This is a genomic window from Streptomyces sp. NPDC059679 (assembly GCF_042734105.1).
Taxonomy (GTDB): Bacteria; Actinomycetota; Actinomycetes; order Streptomycetales; family Streptomycetaceae; genus Streptomyces.
Genome location: NZ_JBHWES010000008.1, coordinates 88,121 through 101,918 on the forward strand (window position 1 = coordinate 88,121; position 13,798 = coordinate 101,918).

The window sequence follows — 13,798 nt, forward strand, 5'->3', positions numbered from 1 at the left end:
CTCAGAGAGCGGAGGAGAGTGCTTCGAGCAGGGCGGCGTTCGCATGCTGATCGCCGATGGTGATGCGGCAGGTATCGGGGACGAGACGCCCTACGTCGGCGACGAGAATTCCCGCACCGCTGAGCTGATCCACGACGCGTTCGTGCTTGTGAAACCGGACCAGCAGGAAGTTGGTCTCCGAGGGGAACACCCGCTCCACGGCGGGGTGGTCGGCCAGTACCCCGGCCATCCGATCACGCTCGGCGCGGATGCGCCGGATGCCGTCGAGCACCGGTTGGGAGTTGGTCAGCCGGTCCCGTGCGGCGCGCTGCGATGCGTTGGTGAACCCGAAGGGCACCTGCACCCGCCGCAGTGCCTCGATGAGGCCGGGGTCGGCCAGGGCGATCCCGCAGCGCGCTCCGGCCAGGCCCCATGCCTTGGAGAGCGTCCTGAGCACGATGAGGTTGTCGTACTGGGCAACCAACCCGGCATACGAGGGCTTCTCGCTGAATTCGACATAGGCCTCGTCGATCACCACCAGTCCACGGCCGCGTGTCACCAGGGCATGCACCTGTGCGGGATCGATCCTGGTGCCGGAGGGGTTGCCCGGATCGCACAGGAAGGTCACCCGCGGATCCGCCGCCAGGATCCGCTCGGTGTCGACCTGGGACAGATCGTCGCCACCCAGCGGCACCTCGGTGACGGGCAGGCGCAGGACGCGGGCGAAGTGGCTGTAGAGCGGGAAGGTGGGGGGCGTGACACAGACGCCCTCGCCCGGCGAGGCCAGCGCCGCCAGGAGCAGCAGGACGCCGTCCACCGCCCCGCTGGTGAACAGCAGGTGTTCCGCGGTCAGCGCATCGACGCCGTCGTGACCGGGCAGCTTCGAGATGGTCGTCAGATATGTGTGGGCAAGCTCTGCCGTGTCCAGGTCGGGATAGTTGCCATCGGTACCCAGAAACGGGTTGGTGTTACTCGACAGGTCGATCTGGTCGAACCGTGGCACAGCTCGGAAGCGGGCCGGACCCGGGACCGGGACCGCCGCGACGGGGGGCGTCGCGAACTCCGACAGCGCCTGCTCCTCCGCCTTCTCCGGGGCCGCGAGGCCGGGAGCGCGGAGCCAGTGGTCGAGGGGGACGAAAAGGTCCGCCCCGAGGCGCCGCATGTGGTGCGCCTCCCCCCGGCCGAGGTGGACCCAGTCCAGGCCGGAGTGTCGGGCGTGGAGGTACAGCCGGTACGCGGACGCCAGGGAGAAGTCGCGGCGCGCATCGGGATCGTCGTGGTCGAGGGCCTGCGTGAGGACGTAGAGCCCCCTGCCGTTGTGGGACCTCGTGATGAGCCCGGCCCCGGCCACGGTGTTCTCTCTGCGGCACACGAACATCTCGGTGCGGTCCGCGAGCGCTCCCTGTGCCAGTACGTCGAGGGCGTCGGCGTTGTAGAGGCTGTCGTGGCCTTCGTCGCGCTCGGCCTGGCGCTGATGGAGCTCCACGAAGGCATCCCGCGCCCAGGGCTTCCCGTCGAGGTCACTCAGCGGGATGTGCTCCCAGGTGACGTCACGGGACACCTCCTCGTGGCGGCCCCGCAGTTCGCCGAGTTGCTGGGCGCCAAGGCGCTCCCGCAGGACATCGTCCAAAGCGCCCGCCGCCGGCTCCCTGGGCAGCCGGACGACGCACTCGCTTTCGGCGGCGACGGGGACGAGCCCTGCCGCCCGCAGCGGGCCGGTGTCATCACTGCGGCGCACATTGGGCACGAGGATCTGGGACACCTCCAGCGCCTCGGCGCGGCGGAGCAGTTCTCCGAAGGCGTGGGCGGTGGGGGCGGGGCTCGTCGGATGGTACGGGGCCCCGCCGGCGACGAGGGTGGGGCGGTCGAGCACCGCGGGGTCCAGACCGGCGAACGCGCGGACGCCCTGGCCCAGTCGAGCCAAAGAGCACACAGGCGCGCGGGAGCCGAGGGCTGCGCACAGCACCTGCTCAAGCGCGTCGATATCTGCGGACCTGCGCATGCTCGAATCCCCACTCCTCTTCGTCACTTGGATGTTCCGTGTGCGGCGATGTGCTCGTCGATGCGGCCGCGGTACTCCTCGAACAGGTCGGACAGGGTGCGGGCGATACCGGTCTTCCACCCGATGGAGCAGTCGCCGATCAGGCCGCGGCGGACGTCGTGGTCGAAGATCGCCGTTTCCCTGCTGTAGTCGCCGCGGTCCAGCCGCACCGGCACTCCGGTGAGCTCGGACATGTACTCCAGCAGGTCGGTGATGCCGACCTCCTCGTCGCCGCCCCAGTTCACCACCCGCGCGGGCGCCTGCGCGACGCCCCACAGCAGCGGCACTTGGCGGACGACGTCATCGGTGTGCAGCAGGTTGCAGTAGTTCTGCCCTTCGCGGGGCACCGCGCACGCCTGTCCCCTGCGCATCTCCCTGAACAGGATCATGGGCACGCCGCCGTGACCGTACGGACCGTAGGCGATGTTGAGGCGGGCTATCACCGTCGGCAACCCGAGCGTTTCGGCCAGGCCGCGCACCACCCCTTCGGCGGTGATCTTGGCGACGGGGTACGTCGGCAGCCACGGCGCCGCCCCGCCCAGCGGGTCGCTCTCCTGGTATCGATGGGTCCGATCGGCCCGGTTGTAGACCACGCCGGACGACACGTACAGGAACGACTCGGCCGCGGAGCAGTGGGTCATCAGCCGTGCGGTGCCCACGGCGTTGATGCGCGTGGTCTCCTCGAAGTCATGGCCGTCGCCCCGGTGCACCGCCGAGTGCAGCACGTGGGTGAAGTCGCGGGGCAGGCCCTCCAGATCATCGGTGGCCATGTCCCAGGTGACGGTGCGGGCGCCCAGTTCTTCGAGGGCCTTACGGGCGTCCGCGTCGCCGAACCGGCCCAGGCACCACACCTCGTTGCCGGAGGCGAGTGCCCCGGCGACGGGCCTGGCGACCTGTCCGGTTCCACCGGTGATGAGAATCTTCTTGCCTTGCATGTTCAGCGGCTCCTGGTCGTATGAGCGGTTGCCTCTGCCGGTCCTCAGCCGAGTGCCGGTCCTCAGCCGAGCGCGCGGGCCAGTTCCTGCCGCAAGGTCGCCTGGAACGTGTGCACATGCTGCGGACTCATCAAGGTGTAGTGCTCCCCGTCGACCTCGATAAAGGTGTTGGCGTCGCGAGTGAACTCGTCCCAGTGGCTCAGCTGGTCGTCCAGCCACTCCTGTTTGGTACCGCGCAGCGGGGTGCAGTAGAAGACCTTGACCTGCCCGACCGAGCCCGACGGCTCGTAGTCGCGGCCAAGGTGCACCATGCTCTGGGCCAGGTCGACCCAGGCGGTGAACCGCTCAAGAGTGAGGTCCAGTTCGGTCAGCCGGCGCTTCGGGGCGTGGTCGATGAGATAGGCCAGCTGATCGGGCTCGGGCAGCGGGCGGAGCGTGGCGGTCAGCTCCTCGATATCGGCGGCGTTGATCAACTCCAGGAACAGCGCCAGGTTGATGGCGCCGTCGGTGAAGCTGATCTCGTTCATGCGGCCGGAGATCCGCGGCGGCAGGTTGAAGACCCCCACGAAGTCGACCGGGTCGCCGTCGGCCTCCAACCGCTTGGCGATCTCGAAGGCCACCGCCCCGCCGTAGGAGTACCCCGCGACGGCGTACGGGCCGCTGGGCTGCACTCGCCGGATGGCCTCCACATAGGTGGACACCATTTCGTCGAACGATCCGAAGTGGGTCTCGCCCTGGCCGAACCCGCGTGCCCGCAGCGCGTAGAACGGCCGCTCGCCGGTGAAGTACTTGGCGAGGTTGATGAACACCAGCACCTCCCCCAGGCCGGGATGGACGCAGAACAGGGGCGTCCCGTCCCCGGTGACCTGCAGCGGCACCAGCGGATCGTAGGCGGAGTCCCCGACGGCATCGTCGCCCTGCCCGCCCCGCAGGCGGCCGGCCAGCGCTCGTACGGTCGGGGCCTGCAGCAGCGTCGACATGGGCAGATCGTCGATGCCGAATTCGAGCTGCGTCTCCAGTTTGAGCCGCAGCACGTCCAGCGAGGTCCCGCCCAGATCGAAGAAGCTGGCGGTCGCCGGCACCTTCTCGGTGTTCAGTACGCGGGCGTAGATAGCGGCCAGCGCGGTCTCGACGTCGCCCTCTGGCGCCACATAGCCGCCGAGGAACCGGGTGCTGACCTCGTCCGACCGGCGGGCCGCCGCGTCCAGGCTCCCGTCTTCGACGGCCGCGCGCAGCCGCGACCGTTGGATCTTGCCGAGGTTGCCGCGGGGGAGGTCGGCCTCGGCGACGGGGAGGATCAACTGCGGGCGGAACCCCCAGTGCATCACCGTGGAGCTGCGGATCGACACGATGGCCCGGTAGACGGCCGTATCGTCGGCGGGGTCGCCCGCCGGTACGAAGGCGACGGCGAGCTGTTCGGAGTCGGCCCCCTCCGGCCGGATCGGGAAGGCCGCGACCTGCCCGCGCTTCACCCCGTCCAGCTCGTCGAGGACCGCTTCCAGGTCGTGGCTGTAATAGTTGACACCGCTGACGATGATGGAGTCCTTGGTGCGGCCGACCAGCATCAACCGCCCCTCGGAGTCGAGGTATCCCAGGTCGCCGGTGCGGAACCAGCCGTCGGGGGTGAAGGCCTGGGCGGTGGCCTCCTCATTGCCGAAGTAGCCGGCGGAGACCATCGTGCCGCGCAGCTGCACCTCGCCCGGCTCGGCCGACGCGGGCTCGTCGGTGGAGGCCAGCACCGCGCCGTCGCCGCCCGTGATACGGATCCGCAGGCCCCGCACCGGGCGGCCCAGCGGGGGGAACTCCGTCTCGAGGTCCTGGGTGGCGAAGCCGCGGTTGAAGATGGAGCCCGCGCATGTCTCGGTCATGCCGAACGCGGGCACTATCACGTCCTCGCGCAACCCGTAGCGGGCGAGCGTACCCAGGAATGTCCGTACGGTGGCGGTCACGGTGGCCTCGCCACCGGAGATGATGTGCCGCACCCCTGACAGATCCAGCTCCTCCGGCGAGGGCTGCCGCCCGGAGAGGGCCTGGTTGATCTGTCCGAACAGGAAGTTGGGGGTGAAGGTCACGCGCACCCGATGAGCCGCGACGAGCCTCAGAAACTCCACGGGGTCCGCCAGCACCGTGGCCGGAGTTGTCATGACCTGATCGGCTCCATTGAACATCGGCAGCAGATGCGCCTCGATCGCGGCGATGTGATCGGCCGAGATCCAGTTCAACGACTTGTCGTCGGGCCCCAGTTCCAGCGCCCCCGCCTTACCGGCCTGAGCCGCCAGCAGATTGGCGTGGGTGAGCCTGACCGCCTTGCTCGATCCGGTGGATCCGGAGGTGAGCATCAGCAGGGCGAGATCGTCCGGTGCGGGCGTATGGAGCTGATCGTGCTCGGCCGAGGCATGGCTCAACTCCTCGACTGTCACGGTCCGCAGGCCGATATCGGGCAGGTCTCCATGGGCCGCCTTGGAGACGACCATCAGCGGGTCGCCCAAGAGGGTGCGCAGATGCTCCAGTTGCGCGCGCCATCGGGAGGGGTCGGCCGGCGGTGCGATCGGGCACGGCACGACACCGGCGAGCACACACCCCCAGAAGGCGCGGAAGAAATTCTCCGGATCATTGGCCTCGATCAGCACCCGGTCGCCCGGGGCGGTGCCGTAGTCGCGCAGCCCTTGGGAAATCCGGCAGGCGCACTCCCGCAACCCGGCGTACGACAGGAACGGACCACCAATGAAGGTAACGCCGCGCGCGGCGTCGGACGCGGCACGTTCAAGCAGCTGAGGGAGCGTCGCAGCAGGAAGTCGATCCGGCATGGGGAAGTCCTCCGATCGGAAGTCACGGAAAACAAGAGGGGGCAGAGGCTCGGGCGCGGCGTGTCGCGAACGACACGGGGCCCGGCGCTGAATTCCCATCACGGACGGATGGTTATGGGGACCCTGGGGATGTCACGGATCTTGGGCGGGTCACAGGTGGTGCGTCACAGGTGAATGTGGCCGGGGCCGGACGCGGCGTGGCGCCCGCGGCGCAGAGGAGCGCGGCGAGGTGATCTCATGGGCGCCGGACGTTCCGGGCCGACGGCTCGCTCCGGGGGCCGGCGGATCAGGTGGACCCGGTCTCGTTGAAGCGCACGATGTCCTCGATCTTTTTCTGCAGTTTCAGCTCGTCCTGGTCGGATACGATTGCCTTGCCGACGAGGCCGTATGGCCCGATCGGCGCATCAGGAGATGAATTGTAATCAATCTCATCGAAAACGAAGTTGCGTTCGAAGTCCGCCTGTGTCAGCTTGCCGTCCTTGCCGGGGCGCAGCAGAATGCAGCCGTGGAATCGATCCGGCGTCCTGTTTTTGCTCAGTTCTTGAGATGCCCCTTCCCCGAGCGCGAGGCTGATTTCGACGTCGAATAGGTCGACGCCGAATGTCAACTGGGTCATCTGAGGGGTCAGCCCTCCTGGAATGCGGATGGCGCACTCGCCGAAAGTCAGCCCCGCCTCCGTGGTGAAGATCTCCAAATGGAATACGCAATCAGGTGCGTTCAGGCTGGTGAGTACCTGGCCGGCGAGTGTCTCCGACTCATGGAACAGTGTTGAATGCCGCCTTTTGTCCAGCAGGTAGGCGGCCATGATGCCGCCTTGCGCGGCCGTCAGCGGTGATACGTGGTAATTGCTCATGGACGACCATCGGAGATCGCCGTTCTCCCAGACGCCGTCGATATAAACTTCCGGGGCGTCTATGAAGGATTCGGCGACGATCTGGACGTCCGAGTGGCCCGGGAACGGCTCCAGGGCTCGTGAATACTCCTCCGGGGAACGGACGATGCTGGTACGGAGCGAGCCGGCGCCGGTCGCCGGCTTGACCACGAAGACGCTCCCCAGGTCGTCGGCGAGATCCGCGAACGAGGTGTCCTGTGACACGTACCGGCAGCGAGCCCGACTGATATGAGGCGGCAGCTTGCTCTTCTGAAGGTACTTGTCCCGGAAATAGAGGGCTGTCTTTGAATCTGTATTACCGGGAAGACTCAGCTGCTGTCGCAGATAGATTGCCGCAAATACGCCCATTTCATGGACGCTCAGCGCCGCTACCACATCATCGATGGGCACGGAGAGCACCGCTCGCAATACTTCCTGGACGTTCTCGATGTCGATGACACGCTTGAATCGTCGATCCTTCGGGGGAATCGCCGGTTCCTGCGCTATATAGAAGGGATCCAAGCCTCGGCGCCGCAGAGCCTGGTCGAGATCGGGTCTATATCCGATAACAATTACCGTCGACATTCTTGCCTCCCCGTATGATGGCCGACCAAAACGCTTAGTCACTTCGTCGAGGCCAACACCGTGGCATCGTCGCACAGGGATACAGAGTTGTGATCCTTTGCCGATGGGCTGTGACACAAGTCACAAGTTGGACCATGGGTGGGAATGGAATCGTTTAGTCCATTCCTGCCCGGGTTCATACGGTGGTTGCATTTTGCCGACCTCAACCGAAACGCGCAGGCGAGGGCCTGTCGTCAATGGGGGCGCCGAACTCCCCCATCGCCTGCCGGACGATCTCCTCCAGCCGGGCGTGGTGCGCGCCGCGCCAGTACACGCGCTCACAGGCCGTGCACTGGGCGAAGACGTCATAGGTGCGCCGCGTGCCGTGCTCCAGGCGCTCGCGGACGGCGTCCTTGTCGGCGTCCTCGAGCGGGCCGTTGCACGCGGTGCACCGCGTCCAGGGGGCGAGCTGCGGGCTGAACCGGCCGAGCACATCGCGCAGTTGATCGTCGGGGCGGTCGCTGTAGACGAACGCCCCGGCCCACAGCTCGCGCCGGCGCAGCAGCCCCCGGTCCCGGGAGAGCAACACCCGCCGCTGAGCGGCGGAGAGCGCGGCCAGAGCGGGGTCGCCGATGTCCTCGCTCTCGTACGCCGCGTCCACGCCCAGCAGCCGCAGCCGTCGCGCGAGCGTGCCCAAGTGAACATCGAGCAGAAAGCGCAGCGGCGCGCCCGGCACCCGCTGCGGCCGCGCGACCGCGCGCACCTCAACGGACTCCCCCGCGCGCGGCACATGCGACACCGGAGTCTCGCGGCCGTCCACGATCAGCCCGCCGACCTCGGTGAGCGGAACGCCCAGCGACTCGACGACGTGTCCGAGCGTGGACGCCCCGTCGGTGCGGACGGCGGTCCGGTCCCGGCGTCGCTCGGGGACGGCGAACATCCGCAGTTCGGGGGCCAGGCTGACATGGATCTCCGGTCCGTTCACATGGCCAGCATGCCAGGCCGCGGGCCGGAAGAAAATCCAATAACTCCCGTCACTTCCGTCGCTTCCTGTCACTCGCCGGCGAAATACAGAAATGATCGGGACGCGGAGCACAAGGGCCTCTCGGGCGCCATTAAATCCCTGGAAGGAAAATGGCGCGAATAGAGTGCCCGCTCGGGCACCCCGATCGCCGGCCATCCGGATCGCTTTGTTCCTGTTGACACTTACGACCGACCGCCCCAATGCTGTGAGGGTTCGGCCGATCTGCCGCACAACCCATGCCCGCCCTTGCGATGGGAATACGCCATGCCCCCATCGTCCAGCGCGCCCGAAAATCAGGGCCGGCCTGTCCGGGAGCGGGTATCCGCAAGCGCCAATCGCGAGAAAGGACGAATCATGGAAAGTCCTGTCTGGGTGAAGCCGGAAATGCTTCCGATCGAGTTCGACATCGACCAGCCGTGCTCCTGCGACTGTTCGGGCGGTGCCGGCGCCGGGTCCGGTAACGCGGAGTCCGAGCCGAGACTCGAGATCTGACCGACGGCTGTCGGCAGTCCCCGTCAGCCGGCAGGCGGGGCCCGGCGCGCGGCCGGCGCCCCGCCTGCTCATGGGAGGTGCAGGATGAAGCTACTGGAACAGTGGTCCGACCTGATCGTTCCCGAAGATCTCGTCTATTTCCGGCACTCGGAAAGGCGGCTGGTCGCCAACCCCGAACTGGCCGCCTGGTGTGTGCTCACCGAACCGGAATCCGCCGTGCTGAAAGCGCTCAGCCGCGGCCAGGAGCCCCCGTCGTCCGACAGCGGATCCGCCGAGGTGGAGCGCGTCCTGGCCAAGCTCGTGCTCAAGTGGATCGTCTATCTGCCCGGCCATCGCCCGGCGGTACGCCAGCCCGAGCCGAGCCTCACCACCGTCTATTACGCGATCACCGACGGCTGCAATCTGCGCTGCCCGTACTGTTATGCCTCATCGGAGAAGTGCCTGCCCGGGGAGTTGTCCACCGAGGAATCGCTCGACCTCGTCGACCAGGCTGCGGACATGGGCGTACGGCAGATGATCTTCACGGGCGGCGAACCGATGCTGCGCAAGGACCTGTTCCTGGTCGCATCGCACGCCCGCGAGCGCGGACTGACCGTCAACATGATCACTAATGGCACGATGATCCGCACGGCGGAGATCGCACGGCAGATCTCGGAGATCTTCGGCACGGTGACCGTGAGCGTGGACGGCGGCACCGCGGAGATACACGAGCGGACCCGAGGCAAGGGCACGTTCGCCCGGACCGGCAAGGGTCTGGGGCTGCTCAACGAGGCGGGTGTCGTCCCCGTCATCAATCACGTGGTGACACCGGAGAACGTGGACGCCCTGGAGAAGGTCTGCGAATTCGTGGACGATCTCAAGGTCCGCCGGGTGCGCCTCATGTACCACTCGGACCTCGGCCGCGCGGCGACCGACGGATATGAATTCGGATGGCGGGACTTCCAGAAGATCCAGACATTCTTCTGGACCAATCCGATGGCCGACAAGCTGCTCCCCGACGGCCCCAAGGCCAGCAAGCCCTGTACCATCAGGGGAAACTGCGGCATGGGCGGCAATGAGATCTATATAAATTCACTGGGCGATGTGTATCCGTGCAAACTCGTCACCGAGCCGGTACACAAGGCGGGCAATGTACGGGAGCACCGGCTGACCGAACTCTTCGCGGCCCCGGTGCTGGCCGATATGCGCGGCAACAGCGTATTCAGCGGCGAGAACCTGAAGGACTGCCGCCGCTGCTACATCCGGGCGGCCTGCGGCGGTGGCTGCCGGGCGTACCACATGGCCGAGAGCGGCGATGTGCACCGCAACGGCCGCCATCTGTGCCGGATGCTGCGCCACTCCATGATCTCCAACTGGTGGCGGGCCGCCGGGGTGTCCGGACGCGAACTCACCGAGCACCAGGACCAGTTGCTCCAGCCCCACCTGGTCCGGGACGACACGGTCCACCCGGTGTACGAGGACTGGAAGACCCCCGGCCGTCGGCTCCTCCCCCTCGTCAACTGAAGGGATACGTCCATGCGCTATCGGATCGCCCCCGACGTCGTCTGGATGGCCGACGACGGCGAAGTGCGGCTCTACGACGGCCATTCAGGCGAGTTCCAGACCCTCAACAGCACGGGTGCCGAGTTATGGCTTCTCGTGTCCGAAGGAAATTCCGCCGACGCGGCCGGCATCGCGTCCCAGATGGCGCAGCGGTACGCCGCCGAGGACACCGGGCAGGCGGCCGTGGTCGTGCGGGATGTTCGCGAGTTCCTGGACACGCTGGCGGGGCAGGGACTTCTGCTGACCGACTCGGCCGACATGGCCGACATGGCCGACGTGACCGACGGCGTCGCCCCGTCCGGGCCCGCGGGCCCGTCGGCATGACGCCCGCGGTCCATGCGCACGAGCTGGTCAAACGGTACGACGGCATGGCACACGACGCGGTGAGCCATCTGTCGTTCGCCATCGAACCGGGCGAGGTCATCGGCCTGCTGGGCCCGAACGGGGCCGGGAAGACCACACTCATCAAGATGATCTGCGGGGCCACCGTCCCCACCCGGGGCGCCGTCGAGGTGTTCGGGGTCGACCCCGCGGGGCCCACGGGGTCGGTGAAACGCGGGATCGGCGTCGTCCACCAGAGCGGCCCGTTCGACATGATGCTGCCCGCCCTCGACAATCTGCGGACCGCCGCCAGATACAAGGGGCTGCGCTGGCGCGACGTCCGGCGGCAGGTGGACGATCTGCTCACCGCCTTCGGCCTGGACGGCAAGACCGGCCAGCTCACCTTCACCCTCTCCGGAGGGGAGCGAAGGCGCCTCCAGGTCATTCGGGCGCTGCTCGGCGATCCGCCGCTGCTGCTGCTCGACGAGCCCTCCGCCGGGCTGGATGTGGGCGGCCGCCGCCAGGTGTGGTCGCTGCTGCACGAACTGCGCCGCCAACATGGCACCACGATGCTGTGGACCAGTCATTACGTGGAGGAGGTGGAGCGCAACTGCCGGCGGGTCCTGGTGGTCGACCAGGGCAGGCTGGTCGAGTTCGCGGCCCCGCGCGAACTCGCCGAGCGGTTCGGCGGCCAGGTGGCATTGGTGCGCCCGGAGCGCCCACAGGACACCGACGCGTTGCTGGCCCTGCTCGGCCGGGCTCAGCCACCACTGCGGGTGACGGCCGGCGAGGGTGAGGTCGAGGTCAGGGGCCAGGGCATGCGGGCCCGCCTCCCCGCGCTGCTGACCCGTGCGGAGACGCTGGGGATCGGCATCGGGACGGTCGAGTACCGCACCCCGTCACTGGAGGACGCCTTTTTGACCCTCGTGGGGGCCGGACATGACGGCTGACCTCGTATCGGGACCGGCCACGGGACCGACGCTGCTGCGCGGCGACATCGCGGCGACGATGTACCGCGAGTATCTGCTGCTCACCCGCAACCGCACCAACCTGCTGCTCGCCATCACCCCGAGCGCCGTGTACCTGCTTCTCTTCGCCACCTCCCTGTCCCGTCTGATCGGGGACGTGCGGTACGAGGGCCGTCTCGTCAGCTATCCGGAATTCGCCGTCCCCGCCCTGCTGCTCTCCTCGATGCTCGCGGCGGCCACCACCGCGGGCACCTCCCTCTTCCAGGAGCGCCTGGGACGGATGGACGTGGAACTGTGGTCCTATCCGTTGCGGCGCGGCAGCTATGTGGCGGGAAAGCTCATCGTCAGTACGCTGCTGATCCTCGCGCAGAGCCTGGCCGCGCTGGGGGTTTCCCTCCTGGTGTTCACCTTCCGCTGGCCGCCGAGCCACTGGGCGGCGATCCTGTGCGGGATCACCGTCGCGTCGATGGCGTTCAACGGTCTGTATCTGCTGCTCGCCACCTTGTTCAAGGATTTCCAGCGCTTCACGGTGACCATCAACGTGCTCGCGCCAACGCTCCTGTTCGCCAGCCCCTCGTTCTATCCCGCGCCGCAGATGGCCCCGGTGCTGCGCTGGCTGTCCTGGGCCAATCCGGTGACGTACGGGATCCGCTGCATCCGCGACGGAGCGCTCAATGGGTTCGGCGCGGCCTGGCCCTGGATGCTGACGCTGCTCGCCATCGCGGCCGTCGCCTGCGCCCTCATCGGACGCTCCTTGATGGCTCGCGCCCGCGAGATCTGACACCGGCGGACCCGGGCCGCGTGCTCCCCGCCCGGGTCCGCCATACGCATGTGTTTCCGCTGGTCAGGGGATGAGGTGGACGACGATCTCCGTCTGGGCGGCGCCCGGGTTGACGGCCTGGATGAAGCCGTGTGCGGTGCGGTAGACGCCCGTACCTCCCGTGATGGCCAACGTGACGTCCGAGGGGCCGCCGGCCATGATCGTGAACCGCCCCTGGAAGGTGATCTGGCCCTGCGGCAGCACGAGAGTGCCCTCGCACAGCAGGTCGCTCTCGTCGGGGGGCGCGACCCGGGTGATCGTGCACACCTCGCTGAACGTGCCCACCTGTTGGCTGCCCTGCAGCACGTTTCCGCTGATGATGAGCTCGTCGCCCTGGCTCGGCCCGAGGCCATCGAGGTCCAGGAAGCTCTGGTCGACCGGCTGTGTGATCAGGTTGAAGACGGTCTCTCGATGGGACGGGTCATGGTTGTCGTCCCCCACGGCCGATGCCGGGGCGGCGCAGGCCAGAAGGGCGGTAAGCCCGGTGGCCGCGCTGAGGCCGGCACGCTTCAGGTGATGCATGACGCTTATCTCCTCTGCAAAGCACAGGGCCAACAATGCCCATGTGTCATATAAGGAGAGGATCCGATCAAGATCGTGACTCCGCGACAGATCCTGGCCATCCGTGTGACCGGCGCCCCGTACGGTCAGCCCTTCCCGTGCCGGCGCCGGTTTGTCATCAGCACCCACTCCTCGTGCAGCAGCCTGCCGAGGAGTGCCCCGCCGAAGACCACGAAGCCGACGCCGACCAGCCAGGACTGGACGACCAGGACCGTGCCGACCGGCCCGTACGAGACGGCGCTCGAGGCGATCAGCGGGGAGAACACCAGCCGGGAGAAGATCCGCAGGCCGAACAGCCCGATCCCGGTCGCCAGCGCTCCGGGCAGCAGGGCGCCCCAGCCGATCCGCCCGCCGAGCAGCACGTGCTGCGACCACCAGAAGAACGTCACCGTCCCCACGATCCCGATCCCCAGCCGCCACCCCGGCCCCAGGTGCGAGGACAACAGGAGGTAGCCGATGAGCACCGCGAGCCACACCAGATGGCGCCAGATGGTGTGCCAGCGGCCCGGGGGCAGCTCCCACACCTTCTCGTAGCCGGTCTGCACCGCAGCCCCGAACCGGAGGCCGAACACGCACAGCGTCGCCAGACCGAACGCCGTGGTGGTCTCCAGTGCCTGCCGCGGCGGCGCGAACAGCCGCCGCACCTCGTCCCGCGACCCGTCGGACACCCCGAGCCCTTCGGCCAGCCACTGGGCGAACCCCTGCCGGTTCACCGGGTCGGCCGCGGCGACCACGATGAGCAGTGGTACGAGGGTGAGGAATCCGAGCGCGGCGAAACCCATGGCGCGGTGGAGCAGTTCGAACTCGCTGCCGCGCCGCCATCCGCGCCCCATCGGGGAGGCGTGGAAGGCCTCGTGCAGCCGTTTGCAGAGG

At 67.8% G+C, this 13,798-nt stretch carries 12 protein-coding genes; 5 read left to right on the forward strand and 7 right to left on the reverse strand.

Translation table 11 applies throughout. The features are described 5' to 3' along the window. Window position 1: 1 nt before the first annotated feature. The 5 genes from ACFV2X_RS12235 to ACFV2X_RS12255 all read right to left on the reverse strand — a co-directional run bounded on the left by ACFV2X_RS12235 (window position 2) and on the right by ACFV2X_RS12255 (window position 8,182). Window positions 2-1,981: an aminotransferase class I/II-fold pyridoxal phosphate-dependent enzyme gene (locus ACFV2X_RS12235; RefSeq protein WP_385614790.1), complete on the reverse strand. Its 1,980-nt coding sequence runs from the start codon at window positions 1,979-1,981 to the stop codon at window positions 2-4. A gap of 23 nt (window positions 1,982-2,004) precedes the next feature. Further along, the gene (locus tag ACFV2X_RS12240; RefSeq protein WP_385614792.1) at window positions 2,005-2,955 is read right to left on the reverse strand and encodes an NAD-dependent epimerase/dehydratase family protein; all 951 of its coding nucleotides are present in this window, start codon (window positions 2,953-2,955) and stop codon (window positions 2,005-2,007) included. Window positions 2,956-3,017: 62 nt separating this feature from the next. After that, entirely contained in the window at window positions 3,018-5,762 is a 2,745-nt protein-coding gene (locus tag ACFV2X_RS12245) for an alpha/beta fold hydrolase (protein WP_385614795.1), read from the reverse strand. A gap of 286 nt (window positions 5,763-6,048) precedes the next feature. After that, the gene (locus ACFV2X_RS12250) at window positions 6,049-7,218 is read right to left on the reverse strand and encodes an acetyl-CoA carboxylase biotin carboxylase subunit family protein (protein ID WP_385614798.1); all 1,170 of its coding nucleotides are present in this window, start codon (window positions 7,216-7,218) and stop codon (window positions 6,049-6,051) included. Window positions 7,219-7,420: 202 nt separating this feature from the next. Further along, window positions 7,421-8,182: a Mut7-C RNAse domain-containing protein gene (locus tag ACFV2X_RS12255; RefSeq protein ID WP_385614800.1), complete on the reverse strand. Its 762-nt coding sequence runs from the start codon at window positions 8,180-8,182 to the stop codon at window positions 7,421-7,423. A gap of 393 nt (window positions 8,183-8,575) precedes the next feature. Here ACFV2X_RS12255 and stsA point away from each other — a divergent pair, with 393 nt between their 5' ends. From stsA to ACFV2X_RS12280, 5 genes are all read left to right on the forward strand, one after another. Further along, the gene (gene stsA / locus ACFV2X_RS12260; protein WP_370656695.1) at window positions 8,576-8,713 is read left to right on the forward strand and encodes a StsA family sactipeptide RiPP; all 138 of its coding nucleotides are present in this window, start codon (window positions 8,576-8,578) and stop codon (window positions 8,711-8,713) included. A gap of 84 nt (window positions 8,714-8,797) precedes the next feature. Beyond that, on the forward strand, window positions 8,798-10,216 hold the full coding sequence (gene stsB, locus ACFV2X_RS12265; protein ID WP_385614803.1) for a StsB family radical SAM/SPASM domain sactipeptide maturase: 1,419 nt from the start codon (window positions 8,798-8,800) through the stop codon (window positions 10,214-10,216). A gap of 12 nt (window positions 10,217-10,228) precedes the next feature. Then, a complete protein-coding gene (locus ACFV2X_RS12270; RefSeq protein ID WP_385614805.1) occupies window positions 10,229-10,579 on the forward strand; it encodes a PqqD family protein in 351 nt (116 codons plus the stop codon). After that, window positions 10,576-11,526, forward strand: a complete 951-nt coding sequence (locus ACFV2X_RS12275) for an ABC transporter ATP-binding protein (RefSeq protein WP_385614808.1) — start codon at window positions 10,576-10,578, stop codon at window positions 11,524-11,526. Before ACFV2X_RS12270 ends, ACFV2X_RS12275 begins: the two co-directional genes overlap by 4 nt. Continuing rightward, window positions 11,516-12,325: an ABC transporter permease gene (locus ACFV2X_RS12280; RefSeq protein WP_385614811.1), complete on the forward strand. Its 810-nt coding sequence runs from the start codon at window positions 11,516-11,518 to the stop codon at window positions 12,323-12,325. The genes ACFV2X_RS12275 and ACFV2X_RS12280 overlap by 11 nt, the downstream gene beginning before the upstream one ends. A gap of 63 nt (window positions 12,326-12,388) precedes the next feature. Here the strand turns inward: ACFV2X_RS12280 and ACFV2X_RS12285 are convergent, their stop codons facing one another. Together ACFV2X_RS12285 and ACFV2X_RS12290 are read right to left on the reverse strand one after the other, a co-directional pair. Next, complete coding sequence (locus tag ACFV2X_RS12285) at window positions 12,389-12,886, reverse strand: hypothetical protein (protein WP_385614814.1); 498 nt, start codon at window positions 12,884-12,886, stop codon at window positions 12,389-12,391. 125 nt (window positions 12,887-13,011) lie between these two features. Continuing rightward, window positions 13,012-13,758 carry a ribonuclease BN gene (locus ACFV2X_RS12290; RefSeq protein WP_385615066.1) on the reverse strand — a complete coding sequence of 249 codons (747 nt, stop codon included), beginning with the start codon at window positions 13,756-13,758 and terminating at the stop codon, window positions 13,012-13,014. Window positions 13,759-13,798 lie beyond the last annotated feature (40 nt).

What these genes read in the sequence shown, in the direction of transcription:
- ACFV2X_RS12250 (WP_385614798.1), bottom strand. Translation starts at nt 7,218, where the DNA reads ATGTCGACGGTAATTGTTATCGGATATAGACCCGATCTCGACCAGGCT.
- ACFV2X_RS12245 (WP_385614795.1), bottom strand. Translation starts at nt 5,762, where the DNA reads ATGCCGGATCGACTTCCTGCTGCGACGCTCCCTCAGCTGCTTGAACGT.
- ACFV2X_RS12235 (WP_385614790.1), bottom strand. Translation starts at nt 1,981, where the DNA reads ATGCGCAGGTCCGCAGATATCGACGCGCTTGAGCAGGTGCTGTGCGCA.
- ACFV2X_RS12240 (WP_385614792.1), bottom strand. Translation starts at nt 2,955, where the DNA reads ATGCAAGGCAAGAAGATTCTCATCACCGGTGGAACCGGACAGGTCGCC.
- ACFV2X_RS12280 (WP_385614811.1), top strand. Translation starts at nt 11,516, where the DNA reads ATGACGGCTGACCTCGTATCGGGACCGGCCACGGGACCGACGCTGCTG.
- ACFV2X_RS12290 (WP_385615066.1), bottom strand. Translation starts at nt 13,758, where the DNA reads ATGGGGCGCGGATGGCGGCGCGGCAGCGAGTTCGAACTGCTCCACCGC.
- ACFV2X_RS12270 (WP_385614805.1), top strand. Translation starts at nt 10,229, where the DNA reads ATGCGCTATCGGATCGCCCCCGACGTCGTCTGGATGGCCGACGACGGC.
- ACFV2X_RS12275 (WP_385614808.1), top strand. Translation starts at nt 10,576, where the DNA reads ATGACGCCCGCGGTCCATGCGCACGAGCTGGTCAAACGGTACGACGGC.
- stsB (WP_385614803.1), top strand. Translation starts at nt 8,798, where the DNA reads ATGAAGCTACTGGAACAGTGGTCCGACCTGATCGTTCCCGAAGATCTC.
- ACFV2X_RS12285 (WP_385614814.1), bottom strand. Translation starts at nt 12,886, where the DNA reads ATGCATCACCTGAAGCGTGCCGGCCTCAGCGCGGCCACCGGGCTTACC.
- stsA (WP_370656695.1), top strand. Translation starts at nt 8,576, where the DNA reads ATGGAAAGTCCTGTCTGGGTGAAGCCGGAAATGCTTCCGATCGAGTTC.